This is a genomic window from Pseudomonas sp. St316 (assembly GCF_018325905.1).
Taxonomy (GTDB): domain Bacteria; phylum Pseudomonadota; class Gammaproteobacteria; order Pseudomonadales; family Pseudomonadaceae; genus Aquipseudomonas.
Window position 1 is genome coordinate 5,584,732 of the sequence record NZ_AP021901.1, and the last position, 20,946, is coordinate 5,605,677.

Sequence of the window (20,946 nt, forward strand, 5' to 3'; positions counted from 1 at the left end):
ATAGAACCCCATAATCCCGTACCCGGAGCAAAAAGGATGACGTCTCTCGACCGTGCAGTGCTTGAAGATCTGGCCCCAAAAGGCGTGCTGCGTGCCGCGATCAACTTCGGCAATCCCGTGCTGGCTCAACAGGGGCCGGACGGCTCTCCCCAAGGGGTTTCGGTAGCTTTGGCCAAGGCATTGGCCCAGGCGCTGGGTGCGCCATTGGAGATGGTCACTTTTGATGCCGCCGGCAAGGTGTTTGCGGCGCTGGATGAGGATGTGTGGGACGTCGCGTTCCTGGCCATCGAGCCTGTGCGCGAAGAGCAGATTGCGTTCAGCGAACCTTACGTCATTATCGAAGGGACTTATTTGGTGGCCGCTGATTCGGCCTATCAGCATGTCCAGGATCTCGACCAGCCGGGGCTAAAACTCGCCGTTGGCAAAGGCGCTGCGTACGACCTTTTTCTTTCTCGCACGTTGGAACATGCACAACTCGAACGCGCTGCGACCTCAGCGGCTGCGGTAGACCTGTACATCGAAAAATCCCTGGATGCGGCAGCCGGTGTGAGGCAGCCGCTGGAGAAAGTGGCGGCCAGCAACCCGGCATACCGCGTGCTCGCCGGGGCTTTCACTTCCATCCGGCAAGCCATGGCGGTTCCAAGGGCTCGTGAAGCCGGCGCGGCCTACGTCAGGGACTTCATTGAGCGAAAGAAAGCGGACGGTTTCGTGCGTGCGGCTTTGATCGACAGCGGCCAGTCGGACGTGACTGTCGCGCCTTTAGCCTGAAAAAAACTTAGGAACTGCATGGCCCAAAGGCTGCGCCCCCTGCAATCAAAAACTGTGGGAACGGGCTTGCTCGCGATGGCGGTCTGTCTGGGCCGGTGATGTTGGCTGTGCCGCCGTCATCGCGAGCAGGCTCGCTCCCACAGGGGATTTGTGGCGGGCGCGACACCGTGAGCACCTGGGATCAAGACTGTGGGAGTGGGCTTGCTCGCGATGGCGGTCTGTCTGAGCCGGGGATGTTGGCTGTGTCGCCGCCATCGCGAGCAGGCTCGCTCCCACAGGGGATTTGTGGCGGGCGCAGACACCGTGAGCACCTGGGATAAAAAACTGTGGGAGCGAGCCTGCTCGCGATGGCGGTCTGTCTGGGACGGTGATGTTGGCTGTGCCGCCGTGATCGCGAGCAGGCTCGCTCCCACAGGGGATTTGTGGTGGGCGCAGACACCGTGAGCACCTGGGATCAAGACTGTGGGAGCGAGCTTGCTCGCGATGGCGGTGTATCAGCCAGCAGATTGGTTGACTGTGAATCCGCTATCGCGAGCAAGCTCGCTCCCACAGGGGGGTGGAGGCAGGCTTGGCTGTTTGTCAGGCGCTGAACGGCTTGATCCAATCAAGGCCTGCCACGGTAGAGTCGGTGGGACGGTATTCACAGCCGATCCACCCTTGATAGCCACGCCGCTCCAGGTCTGCGAACAAAGCCGCAAAATCCATATTCCCCGTCCCCGGTTCATGACGCCCCGGGCAGTCGGCGATTTGCACATGGACGGTTCGGTCATAGAAGCGGGCCAGGACATCCGCCGCGTCCCCGGTCAGCCGTTGGGCGTGGTAAAGATCGAGGATCAGCCCGACACTTGGGAAAGCCTCCAGCACCTGTTGCGCCTTGCTGAAGTCGGACATGTAATAGTCCGGCATTTCCTGCACGCAGATAACTTCGATCAGCGGCCGCAACCCCTGGTCCTCAAGGTAATTGACGGCGTACTCCAAGTTGCGCCCATAGATAATCGCGGCATCTTCCTGGGTCGTAACGCCGGACATGATGTGGACATCCGAACACGCCAGCGCCTTCGCATAGCGAACGGCCTGGAGCAAGCCGCTGCGAAACTCCTCGTCCTTGCCGTGCAAGGCCGCGATGCCTTTGGTCACGCCAGCCGGTGCGGCGAACTGGATCAACGGCAGGTTGTGTAGGGTCAGATGATCGGCCAGAAGACTGGCGTCGAACTCGTAGGGCGACGGGAACTCCACCGCGCGAAACCCCGCAGCGGCGGCGGCTTCGATGCGCTGTAGAAAAGGCACTTCATTGAATTGGAAACCGAGGTGAGCGTTGAACTTGGGCATGGGGTAAATCCTCCATCCTGGGAAGAAACGAAATCATCCGTTTAGAGCAACTTGCGCAGCGCCAGCACGGCACTGTCGGGTGTGGTCAATACTGGCAGACCGGAGCGAGCCTGGGCCTGTTCGGCAGCACTGGTCATCGAAAACTGGGCGAAACAAATCAGGTCGCAGCCCTCGACCCGGGCGGCCATTTCCACGATGGCGGCATCATGGGCTTGCGGGTTGCCGTCTTTCAACGCCTGCAATGCGCCCGGAACGAAATAGGGCACCACTTCTACCGCGCGACCACTGCGCTCTGCCGCTTGCTTGAACTCGGGCATCATCGAGGTAATCGTGGGCTCGAACGTTGCCAGCACCGCAATGCGCGATGCCTGGCTCAGCGCCTGGTCAATCATGGCTTCGTTCGGCTTGAGCACGGGAATCGCCACCTCGGGTTTAACCAGGTCGATGGCATCGCCAAACGCCGAGCAGGTAAACAGAATGGCATCCGCCGCGCTTTGTACGGCGTAGTGGGACAGCGTCAGGAAACGCGCCTTCATGCTCGTGGTCAACTCGCCCTCTTCCACCCGGTCCTGGGGCAGCGAATCCTCGAGCAGATTGATGATCCGTGCCTGCGGCCAATGCCGGGCAAAAGCCGCTGTGATGGGCTCGATCGCCAATGGGGTCGCGTGGATCATAAAAATGCGTGGAGCCTTCATACTCAGGTGCCTCGATAAGGTTTTTCGACGAGCCTGGCACGTCAATATCCACGGACAATATCACGAATTTTGCACGCTATCACAAGCTCTGATACCGTGTTGAAATTGTGATACGGAAGAAAACACCATGACTGTTATCCACCAAGACCATGACCTCCCGGAAAGACGTGATCTGATCGAGCTCAAAGTCTATGTAGAAAGCGTACTTGGCCTGAAGCTGCGCCTGAAACCGTGGGAAAACGTCAAGATCCTTCCGTATGGGCTGCGTGACCGCTACGAATTTTTCATCACGAATATCTTAAATGCCCAATGTCTTATCTTGAAGGAACGTCCACAGCGCGAAGCCAGCGTTGCGGATGTCGCCAAGCATATCCAAGCCATCCACAACTTCCAGGCCTACAACAAGTTGCCCGAGACCGGCGACCTGATGATTTTCGTCACCGACACCCTCCCCAGTTATGACCGTAAGCGACTGGTGGAAAAAGGCGTCCAGTTCATCGTGCCAGGCAATCAGCTTTTTCTTCCGGCCTTTGGCATGGATTTGCGCGAGTACTACCGCCAGCGCCTGGACAAACCCCAGGTCCTGAGCCCGGCTACCCAAGCCATGCTGATTCAATACCTGATCAAAGGATGGCAGCACCCGCTACGGAACACTCGCGCGGCCTTCGAGCAATCCTTTACCTACGCAAAGATGACCGTCACCCGAGCGATCAAGGAACTGACCGACTTGGATATTGTTAAGCCCGAAAAGGAACTGGGTGAAACCGTGATCCTTTTTCATTTGTCGCCCAAGGAAACCTGGGAAAGGGTGAAAGAGGCCATGCGTACGCCGGTCAAAAAAACACTTTGGCTCAATGCCATTCCGGAAGCTTTCGACACGCCAATGTTGCTGGCGGGAGAAACTGCCCTGGCCGAGATGAGCCTTCTCGCCAGCCCGAAAGCTCCTTGCTTTGCACTGACGGCCGCGCAGTTCGATCAGATTCGAGCGCGCGCGCAGTCTGAAATGAATGCGGCTTACGGGGACACGTTCGGCGCTTGGGGTTCAACTTCAAAAGCGGCCCAGTCGAAACTCGAGAGCACGGCGCCCTATCTTGAAGTGCCGCAAAACGATGCGGCGTGTTGTATTCAGCTTTGGAGTTATGAGCCGCCCCGCAGCAACATCGCCAATGGAACGGTAGATCCCTTTTCTCTCTATCTGAGCCTCAAGGATGATCATGATGAACGCATACAAATGTGCCTGGATGAAATGATGGAGAGCGTGAAATGGTAGTGGGTGTCGACCGGTTTCGGGAGTATTTCAAGGACTTCCAGGCGAGCTACGTTCTGATCGGCGGGGTGGCTGCCTCGATTGCCATGGAGGAACTCGGTGAAGAGTTTCGACTGACCAAGGATCTGGATATCGTCCTGGTCGTCGAGGCACTTGATCGTGAGTTCGTCGGGCAGTTCTGGAAGTTCATCAAGGACGGCGGCTATACCATTCGCCAGAATGGAGACAGCGACGGAGACTCCCCTGTTTTCTATCGTTTCCAGAATCCTGAAGACAAGTCCTTCCCCGTTCAGGTCGAACTGTTTTCCCGTGTCCCGGACGGCCTGGAACACGAAGAAGCAGCGCGCATGACCAAGATTCCTGTGGAAGAGCAAGCTGCCAGCCTGTCTGCGATTATCCTGGATGATGAGTACTACGCTTTTCTCCTCGCCGGCGTCGATCACACCCAGGAGATCAGCCACATCGGTGCCGACCGACTGGTTCCCCTCAAAGCCCATGCCTGGCTGAACAAGAAGGCGCTGATCGAGAGCGGCGTGCATGTGGACCGTCGCGACATCAACAAGCACTTCAGGGATGTAATCGTACTGGCTGTCGCTCTGACTGAAGCAATGGCCGTGCTTCCTGATCGAATGGCCAACGATTTGAGGTCATTTCTCAGTCAGGTGCCCGCTGAACTAGCCTCGAACCCAAATCTTTATAAAAGGGTGGATGGCGCTCATCTGATCAAAACCATTCAAGAAGCCTTCAGTCTCGTTTGAATCATGTTTTTCGCACGCTATCAGAAACATTGATAGCGTGCTGAAATCCTGTGTATGGCGCTTAACAGAAGGGTCTTATCGCGACGCCAGAACTGCCACTGCGCCTTTCCCTGTGGATAAACATCCGCGAGCAAGCTCGCTCCCACAGAGCTTGGCGACGACATTCCAGCATGAATAGCTAAGGTGAAGTAACCCGTTAATGCCCATCACTGAGTACACGAGGCCCGTATGAAGAACTTCACGATTCAACGTATTGACCACATCGTCCTGCGCGTAAAAGACCTCGAGCGCAGCCTCGCTTTCTATACGTCGGTGCTGGGTTGCGAGCTCAAGAAGCGCCGGGACGATCTTGGCATGCTTCATCTGGGCACAGGTGTTTCGATGATTGACCTGGTTGCTGTCGACGGGCCTCTGGGTCGCCAAGGCGGGCCGGCGGCCGGTAAGCAAGGGCACAATGTCGATCACCTCTGCCTGCGTATCGAGCCGTTTGATGAACAAGCCCTCCTCGCGCATTTGGCTTCAGCTGGCCTGGAGGTCGAGAAAGCGCAGATGCGCTATGGCGCGGAGGGCAAAGGCTGGTCGCTCTACTGCTTCGATCCGGATGGCAACCAGATCGAGTTGAAGGGGCCCGCGCTGGAGCCCTGAGCTTCAACTGGCGGATGCTGCCCCTGTGAGAGCGAACTTGCTCGCGATGGCGGTCTGTCTGGGCCGGTGATGTCGGCTGTGCCGACGTCATCGCGAGCAAGCTCGCTCCCACAGGGGATCGGCGGTGAACGCTGAGTTTGTCGATCAGGTCAGGAGGTGTTTGGAGATCACCTTGGAGATTTCAAGTCCTTGTCGAGAAGAAGAGGGTATTGCTACAGCCCGGCGGCAGATGGTGGACGCAATAGTGGCACTTCAGTAGCATTTGCCAACTTTATCGATCCTTCAAGGATGACCCATGCTCGCCCTGCCTCGCTGTCCTGCCCCGTTGTTAGCATTGTCCGCGTTGTTTGTATTGCTCGGCGGTTGCAGCGTCAATGGCAGTTACCCCGACGCCATCGAACCGGACGCCGCCAAGTTGCGGTTCGTCGCCAATACCAGCAACGCCACGCTGGATTATTTCGACGCAGCCCATTGCGACGGGCAAACCACGGGCATTCTCAATAATATGCTGCTGAGCGACACCGCGCGGCGGGTGGGGATGAGCGTTCCGGCGCCCAAGGATGCCAGGGGTTATTTGGAGGTCAAGCTCAAGCCGGGTGAGCAGATTCACCTGCGCACCAACATGAACAGCGGTTATGCCGTGTGTGGCAAGGGCTTCAACTTTACGCCCGAGGCCAATGCCGAATACGAGGTGACGTTCAAGTCCGAGAAGAACTTCTGCCTGACTCAGTTGCAACGCTTGCAACGGGTCGACGGCAAGGACGTGCGCACACCGATCCCGATCCTGAAAAAAGACTTTCCCGCCTGCGCCGGTCGCAATGCGCTGTTCCCCAAGACCTACCCGGACACGCCCCATCGCTTGGAGCTAATGAATCGAGTCATCGACAAAAGTCTGGTCGTCACCGTGAAGGTCGATCCGACCAAGGACAAAGTCGAAAGTTACTCACCAGAGAAGCTGGACACCCTGATCAACGAACGCAAGGCCAAGCTCGGCTTCGAGCTGCCGGCCGACTACTGGACGCTGTACCGGGAAAACCTGAAAACGTTTGGCGATGACATGGCGCAGAACAAGGCACACGCGATGGAACGCTTCAGGGACGAATACCAGACGCGGCTGCGGCAGTTGAAGGACGAGCAGTTGGAGCAGTGGGCGTTGCCCAAAACCGCCAATGCCAAACCGGAGAAAGCCGAGATCGACCTGGACGTCGCGATGATGGTGGAGTACTTCCGGATCGGGAATGGGGTGACGGTCGAAGCGGTAGGTCATCACCTGGAGAGGATGGCGCAGATGGATGAACGTTACGGGGTATGTACACGGTTCGCGGAGTGCTGGAAGCGCAACTAGCAAGAGGATGGGTTACCGCTATCGCGAGCAAGCTAGCTCCCACAGGGTTCTGCGGTGGGAGCTTATTGCGCCGTCGACTCGACCACACCTCGAACCCGCTGCAGCATATTGATCAAGTGCAAACGCATCGACGCCCGCGCCGCTTCGGCATCATGTCGCGCCAGGGCGGCATAAATCTGCTCGCGCTCGCGAACCACCAACGCCCGATTTTCAACCGTGACGGTAGGCCCGGCCTGTTGCACGACCGCGATCAAGCTATTGCCCACATGGGCCATGGCGTCGATGAAAAAACTGTTGCCCGTGCACTGGGCGACCTGCAGATGAAACTCGAAATCGACCCGCGCGCTTTCATCATCCGTTGCGTCAAAAGCATTCGCCGCGTCGAGTGCTTCACGCATCGCCTGCAACTGCTCCGGCGTGGCGCGGTGCGCGGCGATGCCGGCGGCTTCCACTTCCAGGCTCAGGCGCAGTTCGATGACGGCCAATGCATCGTAGGCGCCGCCCTTGACGTGTTTGCTGCCCTGAAAATCTCCCGGGCGGGCGGTGTCGACCACGAAGGTGCCAATGCCGTGACGGGTTTCGACCAAGCCTTCGGCCTGGAGTCGCGACATGGCTTCGCGAACCACCGTCCGACTGACGCCGCGTTCCTTGATGATGACCTGTTCAGTCGGCAACTTGCTGCCCGCAGGCAGCTCGCCAGCCAGTATCTGCTGCGTCAAGTCGACCACCAACTGCTGAGTCATGCTCAAGCGTCGATCGGGTGTGACACGGTCCATTGCACCTATCCATTAAAGCCAGACGATCGCGGCATTATAGCCGCGACCTTGGGTCAAAACTCACTATAATGCCCGCTGATCACACTAGAGCATGCCGATGACGGATCAAGCGTTATCTCCACTGAACAAGCCGCGCCGCCTCGCCGAAACATTGGTCGACCGCTTTGCCCAGCGCATGCGCGACGGCATTCTCAAGTGCGGCGAAAAGCTCCCCACCGAAGTGCATATCATGGAGGCCGAAGGCGTCAGTCGTTCGGTGGTGCGCGAAGCGCTGTCGCGCTTGCAGGCCGCGGGGCTGGTGGAGACGCGGCATGGCGTCGGCACGTTTGTCCTGGACATGCCGGCACCGGAGGGCTTCACCCTGGGGCCGGCGACGATTGCCACGTTGCCGGATGTGCTCAACCTGCTGGAGTTTCGCCTGAGCCTGGAAGTCCAGGCCGCCGGCATGGCCGCCGAGCGCGCAACACCTGAAGCCCTGGCCGAACTGGCCCAGGCGCTGGAGGCGTTGCTGCAAGGGCCGGAAAAGTCCGGCACTACCATCAATGCCGATTTCCAGTTCCACCTGAAAATCGCCAAGGCCGCCGGCAATTACTACCTGATCGACATCATGAAGCACCTGGGCACCAAGCTCATCCCGCGTACGCGCATGAACTCCGCCTACTCCGGGCAGAGTGATCGCAGCGCTTACCTGCAAGGGATCAACGCCGAACACCAGCAGATTTTCGACGCCATCGCCAGCAGGAATGTCGATGCGGCGCGGGCGGCCATGTACCTGCACTTGAGCAATAGCCGCATGCGCCTGTGTGAAACGCAACAACGCCAGGCGTTCTACAACGAATAACCCCGCCCCCCTGTGGGAGCGAGCCTGCTCGCGATGACGGCGGTACATTCAACATAGTCGGCACCAGGCAGACCGCTATCGCGAGCAAGCTCGCTCCCACAGGGGACCTAGGGTGAATGCCTGAGCTGTGAACGCTCGAAAACCAGTGTGGGAGCCGAGCTTGCTCGCGATGACAGCGGTACATTCAACATCATTGGCACAGACACACCGCTATCGCGAGCAAGCTCAGCTCCCACAGGGGATCCAGGATGAATGCCTGAGCTGTGAACGCTCGAAAACCCGTGTGGGAGCCGAGCTTGCTCGCGATGACGGCGGTACATTCAACATCGTCGGCACCAGGCAGACCGCTATCGCGAGCAAGCTCAGCTCCCACAGGGGATCGAGCGTGAATGCCTGAGCTGTGCACGCTCGAAAACCAGTGTGGGAGCCGAGTTTGCTCGCGATGACGGCGGTACATTCAACATCGTCGGCACCAGGCAGACCGCTATCGCGAGCAAGCTCGCTCCCACAGGGGATCGAGGGTGAATGCCTGAGCTGTGAGCGCTCGAAAACCAGCGTGGGAGCCGAGCTTGCTCGCGATGACGGCGGTACATTCAACATCGTCGGCACCAGGCAGACCGCTATCGCGAGCAAGCTCGCTCCCACAGGGGACCTAGGGTGAATGCCTGAGCTGTGAACGCTCGAAAACCAGCGTGGGAGCCGAGCTTGCTCGCGATGACGGCGGTACATTCAACATCATCGGCACAGACACACCGCCATCGCGAGCAAGCTCAGCTCCCACAGGGGATCGAGGGTGAATGCCTGATCTGTGAACGCTCGAAAACCCGTGTGGGAGCCGAGCTTGCTCGCGATGACGGCGGTACATTCAACATCGTCGGCACAGACACACCGCTATCGCGAGCAAGCTCAGCTCCCACAGGGGATCGAGGGTGAATGCCTGAGCTGTGAACGCTCGAAAACCCGTGTGGGAGCCGAGCTTGCTCGCGATGACGGCGGTACATTCAACATCGTCGGCACCAGGCAGACCGCTATCGCGAGCAAGCTCAGCTCCCACAGGGGATCGAGCGTGAATGCCTGATCTGTGAACGCTCGAAAACCCGTGTGGGAGCCGAGCTTGCTCGCGATGACGGCGGTACATTCAACATCGTCGGCACCAGGCAGACCGCTATCGCGAGCAAGCTCAGCTCCCACAGGGGATCGAGCGTGAATGCCTGATCTGTGAACGCTCGAAAACCCGTGTGGGAGCCGAGCTTGCTCGCGATGACGGCGGTACATTCAACATCGTCGGCACCAGGCAGACCGCCATCGCGAGCAGGCTCGCTCCCACAGGGGACCTAGGGTGAATGCCTGAGCTTTGAACGCTCGAAAACCCGTGTGGGAGCCGAGCTTGCTCGCGATGACGGCGGTACATTCAACATCGTCGGCACCAGGCAGACCGCTATCGCGAGCAGGCTCGCTCCCACAGGGGATTCAGGGTGAATGCCTGAGCTGTGAACGCTCGCTCCCACAGTTTTGATCCCGGTGTTCATGGGTTCACTGTCGACCAGTGCTACCGCAACTTAGAAAAAGTTGTATTGAATGCCGACTCGCAGGCGCAGTTGGCGATCACTGTCAACCGAGTTCACCTTGATATCGCCCACTTCAAAGAACGGTGCCCAGCGCTTATCCCACTTGTACTTGACCACCGCATTCTGTTCATAGTCATCGGTGCCACCGTTATAACGGATGTAGTTGGCATCGAAGTACGTCAGTTGATACTCATAAGCCCACGGCCCTTGGTTGGCGTAGTTGACGTAGACGTCGTAGCGATTGATCTTCTGATCGTCCTGGCCGTTGTTCGGTACGTCACGATCAATCTGGTCGCGGTCCAGCTTGGACGAATCGTAACGGTAGCGACCGGCGATGCTCAGCTCCTTGGTGATCTTGTAGCCCAGGCGCATGCCCAATTTGTAGGTGGTGGATTCCTCGTCGCTTTCCATGGCGAACGAGGGCGTCAGCGTCCAGCGGTCATCGATCTTGTGCTGATAGTTGACGGTGAATTCATGGCCGCTGCCGACAGTGTTGTCGAAGGCGACGTCTTCACGATCACCGGCGGTCTTGTATTTGAGTTCACCTTCCAGCCCCACGCCGTTGTCCAGCCGCATGCCGAACTTGGCGCGGTCGGCATGCATGCGCGACTGTTCCGCATATTGATGGCGAACGTTGATATAACCGGTATCGGCCTGTGCAACAACCGATGTGAACAACGAAGCGAAGGACAGAACTACGAGGGTCTTTTTCATGTTTTTTATTCTTGTTGGTTTAATAGTAAGTTGGGGTAAACGTCAAATCACAGGCGAGCGCGTGCGCGGCATTGATACCTGGGGTTCAACGTCTTTTACGGGTTAAAACAAGTACAACTCGTTAGTTAAAAAACTCAGACAGCGATAGGTACACGCTGTATGTCGCGGCTGGCTTGCACCAGCAACCGGGTGTACGCATGGGTGGCGCCATCGCTCGCCAGCAGATGACTGTCGAGCGTCTCCACCACCCTGCCCTGCTGCATCACTGCCAACCGATCACACAGGTGCGCGACCACCGCCAGATCATGGGTGACCATCAGGTAGGTCAGCCCTTCCTGGCGACGCAAGTCGGCCAGCAGATTGAGGATCTCCGCCTGCACCGAAACATCCAGCGCCGAGGTCGGCTCGTCCAGCAACAGCACCCGGGGACGCAGGATCAGCGCCCGGGCAATCGCCACCCGTTGGCGTTGGCCACCGGACAACTGGTGCGGATAACGAAAGCGGAAGCTGTCGTTCAAGCCGACCTTGCGCAGTATCTCGCTGACTTTCTGGGCACGCCCATCGATGCCATGGATGCGCAGCGGCTCCTGCAACGCGGCATCGACGGTGTAGCGCGGATGCAACGAGGCATACGGGTCCTGGAACACCATCTGCACGGTGCGGTAGTGGTTCAGCGGCAGGTTGCGCGTGACGGCTTGCCCTGCGACCCGCAGTTGCCCGTTCCAATGCTGGTACTGCCCGGCCAGGCAGCGCAGCACGGTGGTCTTGCCCGAACCGGACTCTCCCACCAGGCCGAATGCCTCGCCTTCGGCCACGCTTAAATCGACGTCGTGCAATACCGCGTTCAGTGCCGCGCCGGTGCCAAAACTGAGGTTCAGGCCAGCGATTTCAATCATGCTCATGTCAGCGTCCTCAAGCATTCAACCAGTGTGGGTCGCGCTGCAGCACCGGCAGCGTGGCGCGCGGGTGGTCCAGGCTCGGCAATGCGGCCAACAAGCCTTGGGTGTAGGGATGGGTGGCGTGATCCAGGTCGGCGGCGGCAATCGACTCGACCACGCGACCGGCGTACATCACCAGCACGCGATCACAGAAATGCCGTACCAGATTCAAATCGTGACTGATGAAAATCAGCCCCAGGTCGCGCTCGCTGACCAACTCTTCCAGCACGTTGAGCACCTGGCGGCGCACCGACACGTCCAGCGCCGAAGTCGGTTCGTCGGCGATGATCACCTGGGGATCGGTGATCACCATCATGGCGATCATGATCCGTTGCCCCATACCGCCCGAGACCTCGTGGGGGTACAGGTCATAGACCCGTCGAGGGTCGCGAATGTGCACCTTGGCGAGCATGTCCAAGGCGCGTTCGCGGGCTTCGCGATGGGGCACCTTGTGATGGGCCAGGTAGGCCTCGGCGATTTGTTCGCCGACCCGCACCACCGGGTTCAGCGAGTACTTGGGGTCTTGCATGATCATCGACATGCGTGCGCCACGAATGGCCTGGATCTGCTTTTCACTGGCGGCCAACAGGTCGATGTCGGCAAAACGCAAGGTCTTGGCGCTGACCTGTGCCGTCGGTGGGTGCAGACGCAAAAGGCTGCGGCCAACGGTGGATTTTCCCGATCCGGATTCGCCGACAATGGCGAGTTTTTCCCGGCCCAGGGTGAACGACACATCACGCACCGCCAGGGAGGTTTTGCCGGCGTTGCGAAACGCCACGCACAAATCCTGTACCGCAAGTTTTATCTCAGTCATGGGCTGTTCCTCAGGATTGGCTGCGTGGGTCGAGGACGTCGCGCAAGCCGTCGCCCAACAGGTTGAAGGCCAGGCTGACCAGCATGATCGCCGCACCGGGCGCCGCCACCAGCCACCAGCTTTCGAGCATGTAGCGGCGCCCGGTGGAGATCATCGCGCCCCACTCCGGCAGCGGTGCCTGGGCGCCGAGGCCGAGAAAGCCCAGGGCGGCGGCGGTGAGGATGATGCTTGCCATGTTCATGGTCAGGCGGATGATCACCGACGACAGGCACATCGGAATGATGTGCCGCAGGATGATGCGGGCACTCGACGCGCCCTGGAGCTGCACCGCAACGACGAAGTCGGCGTTGCGCAACGGCAGGGTTTCGGCGCGGGCAAGACGAGCGATCGGCGGCCAGGCGGTGAGCGCGATGGCGATCACCGCGTGCTCCAGGCCTGGGCCGAGGGCGGCGATGAACGCCAACGCCAGGACCAGGCTGGGGAACGAGATGAAGATGTCGGTGATGCGCATGAACAGGCTGTCGACCCAGCCACCGAAGTAACCGGAAACCGTGCCAACCAGCAGGCCGATGGGGCCGACGATCACCGTCACCAGCAAGACGATGTAAAGGGTGATGCGCGAGCCATACACCAACCGAGCAAAGACATCGCGACCGTATTCGTCAGTGCCGAACCAGTGCGCGCTACTGGGTGCCTGCAAGGCGCCGGCAAGGTTCTGCAGCAGCGGATCGTGGCCGGCAATCCAGGGGGCGAAAGCCGCGACCAGCATCAGGGTCGCGACGACGACCAGGCCGGCAAAAGTCATCGGGTTGTGCAGCAGAAATCGCAGCAGGCGCGCGGTGCTGGCGACCAACGCAGCCGAACTCGAAGCGGGCAGCACGGCACTGCCGGCTGCGCTGGAAGCAAGGGGCAGGTTCATTAGCGAGTCCTCGGGTCGAAGATCTTGTACAGCGCGTCGCTGATCAGGTTCAGCGTCACGAAGATGAGGCCGATCAACAGCACGCAGGCCATCACCGCGTTCATGTCACCGAGCAGCAAACTGCTGGTCAGGTACTGGCCGAAACCTGGCCAGGCGAACACGGTTTCGATCAGCACCGCGCCTTCCAGCAAGCCGCCGTAGGCCAGCGCGACGATGGTCAACAGCTGCACGCGAATGTTGCCGAAGGCATGACCCCAGACGATCCGCCGCTGGGACAAACCCTTGACCCGGGCGGTGATGATGTATTCCTGGGACAGTTGCTCAAGCATGAAGCTGCGAGTCATGCGGCTGATGTAGGCCACCGAATTGAAGCTGAGGATCACCGCCGGCAACAGGATGTGCCGCAGTGCGCTGCGAAAGGCCTCCCAGTCGCCAGACCAGGCGGTGTCGATCAACAACAGCCCGGTGTGTTTCGGGATCAGCCCGTCATAGGCCAGGCCGATGCGCCCGACGCCACCGGCCCACCCCAGCCAGGCGTAGAACACCAGGAAAGCCATCATGCCGATCCAGAAAATCGGCGTGGAATAACCGAACAAGGTGATCAACCGCGCGATATGGTCCCCGGCGCGGCCTTGGTGGGTCGCGGCGTAGACACCCAGCGGCAGGCCCGCCAGCACACCGAACAGAATGGCCAGGGTCGCCAGTTCCAAGGTGGCCGGGAAGACCCGGGCGATGTCTGTGATGACCGGGTTGCCGGTCAGCAAGGCCATGCCGAAGTCACCGTGCAGCAGGTCGCCTAAGTAGATCGCGAACTGGGTCCACAACGGCTTGTCCAGGCCCAGCTCCTGGTACACCTGGGCGTAGGCCGAGGCGTCGGCGTCCGGGCCGACGATGGCCAGCACCGGGTCCAGGGGCATCACTCGCCCGATGAAAAAAGTCAGCAGCAGCAACCCCAGCAGCGTCACCGCCACCGAGCCGCCGCGCCGGGTCGCCGAAGCGGCCCGGGTGGTCCAGATTGAAAAGGATGCAGTCGACATGTTCATTCCTGCCTTGGCCCTGTGGCCGTCGATTTCAGCGCTGCTTGTAGACGTCCCGAAGACGCGTGGTGGCGGCGGTGTGGCCGATGTAGTTGCGCACATCCGCATGGATCACCACTTCGTCCACCATTTGTGAGACCGGCATGATCGCCCCGGCCTGCTGGTCGTAGAGGGTCTGGATCTGTGCGTAGATTTCGCGCTGGCGCTCGGGGTCACGCTCGCGTTCGGCCTGCTCGATCAGTTGATTGAGCTGTGGGTTGAAGAACGAGGTGCGCCAGCCCTGGAAGTTGCTCAGCTTGGCTTCGGTGCGGTTGTCCGGGTTGTACACCAGGGCGCGCAGGCTCGAATGCGGATGACGCTCCGCCCCACCGCCGCCACGACCGACGAGGATGTCGAATTGGCGGTCGCGCATCGCCCCATAGATCTGGTTGCCGGTGCCGGTAATGATCGTCGCCTCGATGCCTGCCTGGGCCAGGGTGGCTTGCAGGCTGGTGGCGATGTTGATGAACGGAGGATCGGTCAGCGAGCGAATGCTCACCTTGAAACCTTCGGCATGTCCGGCCGCCGCCAACAGGCGCTTGGCCTCGGCCACGTCCAGGCGATAGCCCGGGTCGTCCAGGCGTGCTGGCAACCCCAGTTGCAAGGGCCGCTGGTTGATCACGCCGTAGTGCGGCATCACCACATCATTGATGCCCTGGTAATCGATCAAAAGGCGGATGGCCTGGCGCACGCGGATGTCCTGGAACAACGGTTGCTGCATGCTCATCGCTACGTAGTACAGCGTGCCGCGGGCGATGCTCTGGATGCGGACCGCATCGACCTTGCCCAGCGCCTTGATGTCGGTGGCGGCCATGCCGCGGGCGACGTCCAGGTCGCCGCGCTCGACCATCAGCCGCAGTGCCTGGGACTCGGTCATGTTGCGCATGATTACCCGGCGCAACTTCGCGGCGCCGCGCCAATAGTCGTCATTGCGAGTCATCAGGATCACGTCGTTGGCGCGCCAGATGTCGAGCTTGAACGCACCGGAACCCGCCGTGTGGGTCGCCAGCCACGCCGCGCCTTGGTCGTCGCCGATCTGATGCTGCAAGGCGACGCTGCGATCGATGATGAAGGCGCTGGGGGACGTCGCCAGGGTGTTGAGCACCAGCATCGGATCGGTGCTGCGCGGCAATTCCATGACAAAGGTGTGCGGCCCTTCGGCGCGCATCAATTTGACGACGTTGTCGGCGCTGAAACCGTAGGCTTTCCAGGTCGAAGCCAGGGCGCGGTTGAGGGTGACCACACGCTGCAATGACCAGGCGACGTCTTGGGCAGTGAGCGGTGCGCCGGAGTGAAAACGCACGTCGTCGCGCAATTGGAAGGTCAGGCGCATGCGGTCGGAGCTGATTTCCCAGGTTTTCGCCAGGGCGGGAATCAGCGTGTCCGGCTGCGCCGCGTCCTGCTCCAGGAGCATGTCATAGACGTTGGCGTTGACTTCGGCGACCTCCAGGCCCGTCGCCGCAGCGGGGTCCAGGGACAGCAGGTTGATCATGCTCATGCCCACCACCAATTGGTCGGCGGGCGTTTCGCCTTGGGCCAGGCTGACGGGCACCTGCACTGTGCACAGGGCCACGGCGACACACAGCAGCCTGGTCAGGCGCTTGGGCCAGAGTTTCATGGTTCAGTCCTTTCTTATATTTATAAAGACTTGGTCGTCCGGGCAGTTATCCGCCTCGGACGTGGTGCGCGATCAATGTCGAGACAAGGTATTGGCTTCGATATACGCGAAGTTGATGTCCTCGCCCAACCCCGGTCGGTCGGACAGGTGCACAAAACCGTCGGCGTCCATCGGGTCGACAATGCTGTTGAGGTGCGCCGGGACGTCTTCATAGTCGAGGAACGGGTGCAGCAGGCCACGCTCGTACCAGCGGCAATTGCTGATGGCCCCGACCACCGCCAGGTTAGCCGCACCATTGCCATGCACTTCGCAGTCCATGCCAAACGACTCCGCCAGGTGCGCCACTTTCAGGCACGGCCCGATACCACCGACCCCGGCCACCCCGGCGCGCAGGATGTCACAAGACTTTTGTGTCACCCAGCTGGCACGGCTGTGAAACTTGCCGGCGATGCTTTCCGGGCCCAGCACCGGAATGTCCAGGTTGGCCGCGAGCCAGGCATAGGACTCTGCCGAGTCTTCCATCATCGGTTCTTCGAACCAGGCGAAATTCAGTTTCTCCAAGGCCTTGCCGATGGTCAGTGCGTCTGTGCGGCTGTACCAGTGGTAGCCGTCGAGCATCAATGCGAGGTCCGGCCCCACCGCCTCACGCACAGCGGCGCAAGCCTGGATGTCCATTTGTGGATTGGGCGCGAAGGAAATCGGCGGCATCCAGGTGTGCAACTTGATGGCCTTGTAGCCGCGCTGGACCAGCTTCTCGGCGAACTGACCGTACTCGTCCGGCGTCGACAACCCACCCGGCAAATCGTCGCCACACATCGTCGAGCCGTACGCCGGGACCTTGTCGCGATAACCGCCAATCAACTTGTGCACCGGCAACTTGAGCTTGCGTCCGGCCAAGTCCCACAACGCCTGCTCCACCAGCGCCAACGCCCGGTCGGTGAACTGCCCGGCACTGCCACGCTGCCAGTGCGCCAGGTCTTGCCAGATGCTTTCGCGGTCCATCGGATCGCGGCCAACCAGCACCTTGCGCACGAAGGATTCGATGATGTGCGGACGAATCAACTCAGGCGGACCAAAGGCGTAACCCTCGGAGCCATCGTCGCAGCCGATGCGCAGCAAGGCCATCTTGATCATGACCTCATCGCCCGGATGGGCGTGACCGGCGCTGTCCTGGGCGCGGCGCGAAGGGGTGGAAAAGACTTCGACGTGAACGCCTGTGATTCTCATAGCGGGAGCACCCTGTTGTTATTGTTTATTTGTATGTCGTCATACAACGTGACAGATTATTCTGACGTTTCACGCGGACTGTCAACACACAAAATCAATAAAAATTACGGATAGCAGGGATCCTTCACGTAAATAAGGTTATTTTTCCTGAGAGAAATTTAAAATGTCGTCATACCACAAGGCAAAAAAGATACGACTCTGCACAGGAGCGCCACGATGACTGGAAGGCTGGAAACCCAAGCGAGGATAGAAACCTGTGGGAGGGCGCTTGCTCGCGAGCAGTGAACATCCGGGATCAAATGGGAGACGACTGAATCTCCCCGACGTACCACCCGGCAATGGATGGTTTTTCCCCTAGACTTGTCGCTGTTTGCTGTACGCCGGGTTTCGAAGAGGCCCGTACGATAAATACAAATGCAAAGGGAATTTCGCAATGCTCAAACCTGTGTGGAAAGCGCTCGCCTGCACCCTGGCTTTCGGGGCGTGGGGCACAGTCATGGCGGCTGAGCCGATCGTCATCAAATTCTCCCACGTGGTAGCCGAACAAACGCCCAAGGGCCAGGGCGCATTGATGTTCAAGAAGCTGGCGGAAGAACGACTGCCGGGCAAGGTAAGGGTCGAGGTGTATCCAAATTCAACGCTGTATGGCGACGACAAGGAGATGGAAGCCTTGCTGCTGGGAGAGGTGCAGATCATTGCCCGATCACTGGCCAAGTTCGAGCAATACACCAAGACCGTGCAACTGTTCGACTTGCCGTTCCTGTTTGACGACATCCACGCGGTGGACCGTTTTCAACAGAGCCCCGAGGGCCAGAAGCTGCTCAAGTCCATGGAAAGCAAGAACATCACCGGCCTGGCCTATTGGCACAACGGCATGAAGCAACTATCGGCCAACAAACCCCTGCGCACCCCCGAGGATGCCCGCGGCCAGACGTTCCGGATACAGACCTCAGCGGTGCTGCAGGAACAGTTCCAGGCAGTGGGCGCCAAAGCGCAACCGATGATTTTCTCGGTGGTGTACCAGGCTTTGCACACCGGTTTGGTCAACGGCACGGAAAACACCTATTCGAACTTCTACAACCAGAAACTCAATGAAGTGCAGAAATACGTCACTGAGTCCGACCACGGCATACTCGACTACATGCTGATCACCACCTCGGATTTCTGGAACGGCCTGCCGCCGGATATCCGCAGCGAACTGGACAAGATCGTGGTCGAGTCCACCGCCTATGCCAACCAGGAAGCGGAGCGATTCAACCAGCAGGACAAGCAGCATGTACTCGACGCCAAGACCACCGAAATCATTACCCTCACTCCGCAAGAGCGCAACGCATGGCGTGACAAGATGAAACCGGTGTGGGCCAAGTTTGAAAATCAAATCGGGCCGGATTTGATCAAGGCGGCGCAGGCTTCCAACAAGGCGCAATGATGTAACAAGGTTCAACACGGTCCCGCTGGGCCTGTAGGAGCTGCCGAAGGCTGCGATCTTTTGATCTTTCGCTTGAGACTCAAGTGTTTGGGGACAGATCGCAGCCTCGTTGCACTCGACAGCTCCTACAGGCACCTTGGGAGCACGCTTGCTCGCCACAAAGGCGGGAACCTACCTCCCCTGCGACAAAGCACATTGCGTTATGATCCCCGCCTCTCCCTGAACAGAGCTTTTACCCGCGAATGCTGCCGTCCGTTCCCGACACCTGCGCCCTGCCCCCCGTCCTGGTCGGCCCTCTGTTGCGACGGCTGGAGCCCACGCGACTGGTGATGTGGCTGGTGGGCACACAAGCATTGGCGTTGACGTTGCGCGTAGCCGGCGTGGGCGATCTTGCACTGGATGCGACGCGCTGCACCGTGGTGCCGGTGGGACAGCAGGCGTTTGTGCACCTGATCGATGTGCGGCTCGACAGCCCACTGCCCCAAGACGTGACAATCGACTACGACGTGCTGGTAGACGGGGCCCCCATGGCCGAATGGGCGCCGCATCTGCTGTATGACGGCGCACAGTGCCCCAACTTCATGCTGCACTCGCGCATCGAGCAACTGGTCCACGGCTCTTGCCGCAAACCCCACTACCCGGCCAACGACGGCCTGCTCTGCGTCGACCGGCTGTTGGCGCAAGCCCCGGAGCAGCGCCCGGCATTGCTGATGATGAGCGGCGACCAGGTCTATGCCGACGACGTCGCCGGCCCCATGTTGCGGGCGATTCATGCGTTGATCGAACGTTTGGGGCTGTTCGAGGAGTGCCTGGACGGTGCCGTGGTGCAAGACAGCGCCAAGCTTTATCAGCACCCGGCCAGTTACTACCATCGTGCCGATTTGTTGCCCGCACTTAAGAGTAACGAAACCCTGCGCGAGCGATTTTTCGGCGGGGCGCGCAAACCGATTTTCACCAGCAGCAGCGCCGACAATCACCTGGTGACTTTCGCCGAGGTGATGGCGATGTACCTGCTGGTGTGGTCGCCGGTGCCCTGGACCCTGATCGCCGTGCAGCCACCCGAACTGACCGTGGAACGGCGCCAGCGCTACGACCTGGAACAGCAACGCATCGATGCATTCAAGATCGGGCTGGGTGGCGTGGCGCGGGTGTTTGCGCACTTGTCGTGCCTGATGATTTTCGATGACCACGACATTACCGATGACTGGAATCTGTCCGCGCAATGGGAGGAAACGGCCTACGGCCATCCGTTCTCCAAACGCATCATCGGCAATGCGTTGATCGCCTACATGCTCTGCCAGGGTTGGGGCAACAACCCGGATGCCTTCGCTGACGTGCTCGCGCAAACCTTGGCCCTGAGCGACAGCGCCCGGGACCGTTACCTCGACAGCGAACCCCAGGACCAACTGATCGACACCCTGCTGGGTTTCCAGCAATGGCATTACGTACTGCCGAGCACCCCGGCCCTGGTGGTGCTCGACACTCGCACCCGCCGCTGGCGCAGCGAGAACAATCTCAAGCAACCTTCCGGCCTGCTGGATTGGGAAGCCCTGAGCGAGTTGCAGCAGGAGTTGTTGGATCACCCGTCGGCGATCATCGTTTCACCGGCGCCGATCTTCGGTGTGAAGCTGATCGAGACGGTGCAGCGCGTGTTCAGTTGGTGCGGTTATCCGCTGCTGGTGGATGCCGAAAACTGGATGGCCCATCGCGGCGCTGCCCAGGTGATCCTGAACATTTTCCGCCACTCGCGTACGCCTGGTAATTACGTGGTGCTGTCCGGGGACGTGCATTATTCCTTCGTTTACGAAGTATTGATCCCACACCGCAAGGGCGGTCCGCGCATCTGGCAGATCACCAGCAGCGGCATCAAGAATGAATTTCCCCCTGCGTTACTGGAATGGTTCGACCGCCTGAACCGCTGGCTCTATTCGCCGCGCTCGCCCCTGAACTGGTTCACCAAGCGCCGCAGCATGCGCATCGTCCCCCACACCCCGGAACACGCCGAAGCGGGCGAACGATTGTGGAACAGCGCAGGTATCGGCCAAGTGTTTTTCAATGAACAGGGCCAGCCCGCACAGATCTACCAGCACAATGCCAATGGCCAGCCACCGACGAGGATGCGGCCTCCCGAATCCCCATCAGCCTGATAGCCTCTGTGCTGTGACCTGTGGTCCTGTGTCCTCTGTGGGAGCGAGCTTGCTCGCGATAGGGCCAGGTCA

Annotated in this window: 18 protein-coding genes; 8 read left to right on the forward strand and 10 right to left on the reverse strand. The window is 59.8% G+C overall.

Going from position 1 to position 20,946, the window contains the following annotated elements:
- Positions 1–36 precede the first annotated feature (36 nt).
- The gene (locus tag KI237_RS25030; RefSeq protein ID WP_212797491.1) at positions 37–768 is read left to right on the forward strand and encodes a transporter substrate-binding domain-containing protein; all 732 of its coding nucleotides are present in this window, start codon (positions 37–39) and stop codon (positions 766–768) included.
- A 579-nt stretch (positions 769–1,347) separates the two neighbouring features.
- Here the strand turns inward: KI237_RS25030 and KI237_RS25035 are convergent.
- Positions 1,348–2,097, reverse strand: coding sequence for a hydroxypyruvate isomerase family protein (locus KI237_RS25035; protein WP_212797492.1), 750 nt, complete (start codon positions 2,095–2,097; stop codon positions 1,348–1,350).
- Between the two features lie 41 nt (positions 2,098–2,138).
- Positions 2,139–2,792, reverse strand: coding sequence for an arylsulfatase (locus KI237_RS25040; RefSeq protein WP_212797493.1), 654 nt, complete (start codon positions 2,790–2,792; stop codon positions 2,139–2,141).
- Between the two features lie 127 nt (positions 2,793–2,919).
- Between KI237_RS25040 and KI237_RS25045 the strand changes: the two genes are divergently transcribed.
- The 4 genes from KI237_RS25045 (at position 2,920) to KI237_RS25060 (ending at position 6,807) form a co-directional block, all read left to right on the forward strand.
- Positions 2,920–4,062 (forward strand): hypothetical protein, encoded by a 1,143-nt coding sequence (locus tag KI237_RS25045; protein ID WP_212797494.1) that lies wholly within the window; start codon positions 2,920–2,922, stop codon positions 4,060–4,062.
- Positions 4,056–4,817, forward strand: coding sequence for a hypothetical protein (locus KI237_RS25050; protein WP_212797495.1), 762 nt, complete (start codon positions 4,056–4,058; stop codon positions 4,815–4,817). Before KI237_RS25045 ends, KI237_RS25050 begins: the two co-directional genes overlap by 7 nt.
- Before the next feature lie 228 nt (positions 4,818–5,045).
- Positions 5,046–5,462: a VOC family protein gene (locus KI237_RS25055; protein WP_212797496.1), complete on the forward strand. Its 417-nt coding sequence runs from the start codon at positions 5,046–5,048 to the stop codon at positions 5,460–5,462.
- Between the two features lie 295 nt (positions 5,463–5,757).
- The gene (locus KI237_RS25060) at positions 5,758–6,807 is read left to right on the forward strand and encodes a hypothetical protein (protein WP_212797497.1); all 1,050 of its coding nucleotides are present in this window, start codon (positions 5,758–5,760) and stop codon (positions 6,805–6,807) included.
- 62 nt (positions 6,808–6,869) lie between these two features.
- Here the strand turns inward: KI237_RS25060 and KI237_RS25065 are convergent, their stop codons facing one another.
- Positions 6,870–7,583, reverse strand: a complete 714-nt coding sequence (locus KI237_RS25065) for a FadR/GntR family transcriptional regulator (protein WP_212797498.1) — start codon at positions 7,581–7,583, stop codon at positions 6,870–6,872.
- A gap of 97 nt (positions 7,584–7,680) precedes the next feature.
- Between KI237_RS25065 and KI237_RS25070 the strand changes: the two genes are divergently transcribed.
- Entirely contained in the window at positions 7,681–8,424 is a 744-nt protein-coding gene (locus KI237_RS25070; protein ID WP_212797499.1) for a FadR/GntR family transcriptional regulator, read from the forward strand.
- 1,559 nt (positions 8,425–9,983) lie between these two features.
- Here KI237_RS25070 and KI237_RS25075 read toward each other — a convergent pair.
- From KI237_RS25075 to KI237_RS25105, 7 genes are all read right to left on the reverse strand, one after another.
- On the reverse strand, positions 9,984–10,706 hold the full coding sequence (locus KI237_RS25075) for an oligogalacturonate-specific porin KdgM family protein (protein WP_212797500.1): 723 nt from the start codon (positions 10,704–10,706) through the stop codon (positions 9,984–9,986).
- Between the two features lie 134 nt (positions 10,707–10,840).
- Entirely contained in the window at positions 10,841–11,608 is a 768-nt protein-coding gene (locus KI237_RS25080) for an ABC transporter ATP-binding protein (protein WP_212797501.1), read from the reverse strand.
- 10 nt (positions 11,609–11,618) lie between these two features.
- Positions 11,619–12,458 carry an ABC transporter ATP-binding protein gene (locus KI237_RS25085; RefSeq protein ID WP_212797502.1) on the reverse strand — a complete coding sequence of 280 codons (840 nt, stop codon included), beginning with the start codon at positions 12,456–12,458 and terminating at the stop codon, positions 11,619–11,621.
- 10 nt (positions 12,459–12,468) lie between these two features.
- Positions 12,469–13,377, reverse strand: coding sequence for an ABC transporter permease (locus tag KI237_RS25090; protein ID WP_212797503.1), 909 nt, complete (start codon positions 13,375–13,377; stop codon positions 12,469–12,471).
- Positions 13,377–14,414: an ABC transporter permease gene (locus KI237_RS25095; RefSeq protein ID WP_210642934.1), complete on the reverse strand. Its 1,038-nt coding sequence runs from the start codon at positions 14,412–14,414 to the stop codon at positions 13,377–13,379. Before KI237_RS25095 ends, KI237_RS25090 begins: the two co-directional genes overlap by 1 nt.
- A gap of 34 nt (positions 14,415–14,448) precedes the next feature.
- Positions 14,449–16,071 carry an ABC transporter substrate-binding protein gene (locus KI237_RS25100; RefSeq protein WP_212797504.1) on the reverse strand — a complete coding sequence of 541 codons (1,623 nt, stop codon included), beginning with the start codon at positions 16,069–16,071 and terminating at the stop codon, positions 14,449–14,451.
- Between the two features lie 72 nt (positions 16,072–16,143).
- Entirely contained in the window at positions 16,144–17,298 is a 1,155-nt protein-coding gene (locus KI237_RS25105) for a mandelate racemase family protein (protein WP_212797505.1), read from the reverse strand.
- A gap of 433 nt (positions 17,299–17,731) precedes the next feature.
- On the opposite strand from KI237_RS25105, the gene KI237_RS25110 reads away from it, so the two are divergent.
- Complete coding sequence (locus KI237_RS25110; protein WP_212797506.1) at positions 17,732–18,727, forward strand: TRAP transporter substrate-binding protein; 996 nt, start codon at positions 17,732–17,734, stop codon at positions 18,725–18,727.
- A gap of 242 nt (positions 18,728–18,969) precedes the next feature.
- On the forward strand, positions 18,970–20,874 hold the full coding sequence (locus tag KI237_RS25115; protein WP_212797507.1) for an alkaline phosphatase D family protein: 1,905 nt from the start codon (positions 18,970–18,972) through the stop codon (positions 20,872–20,874).
- Positions 20,875–20,946 lie beyond the last annotated feature (72 nt).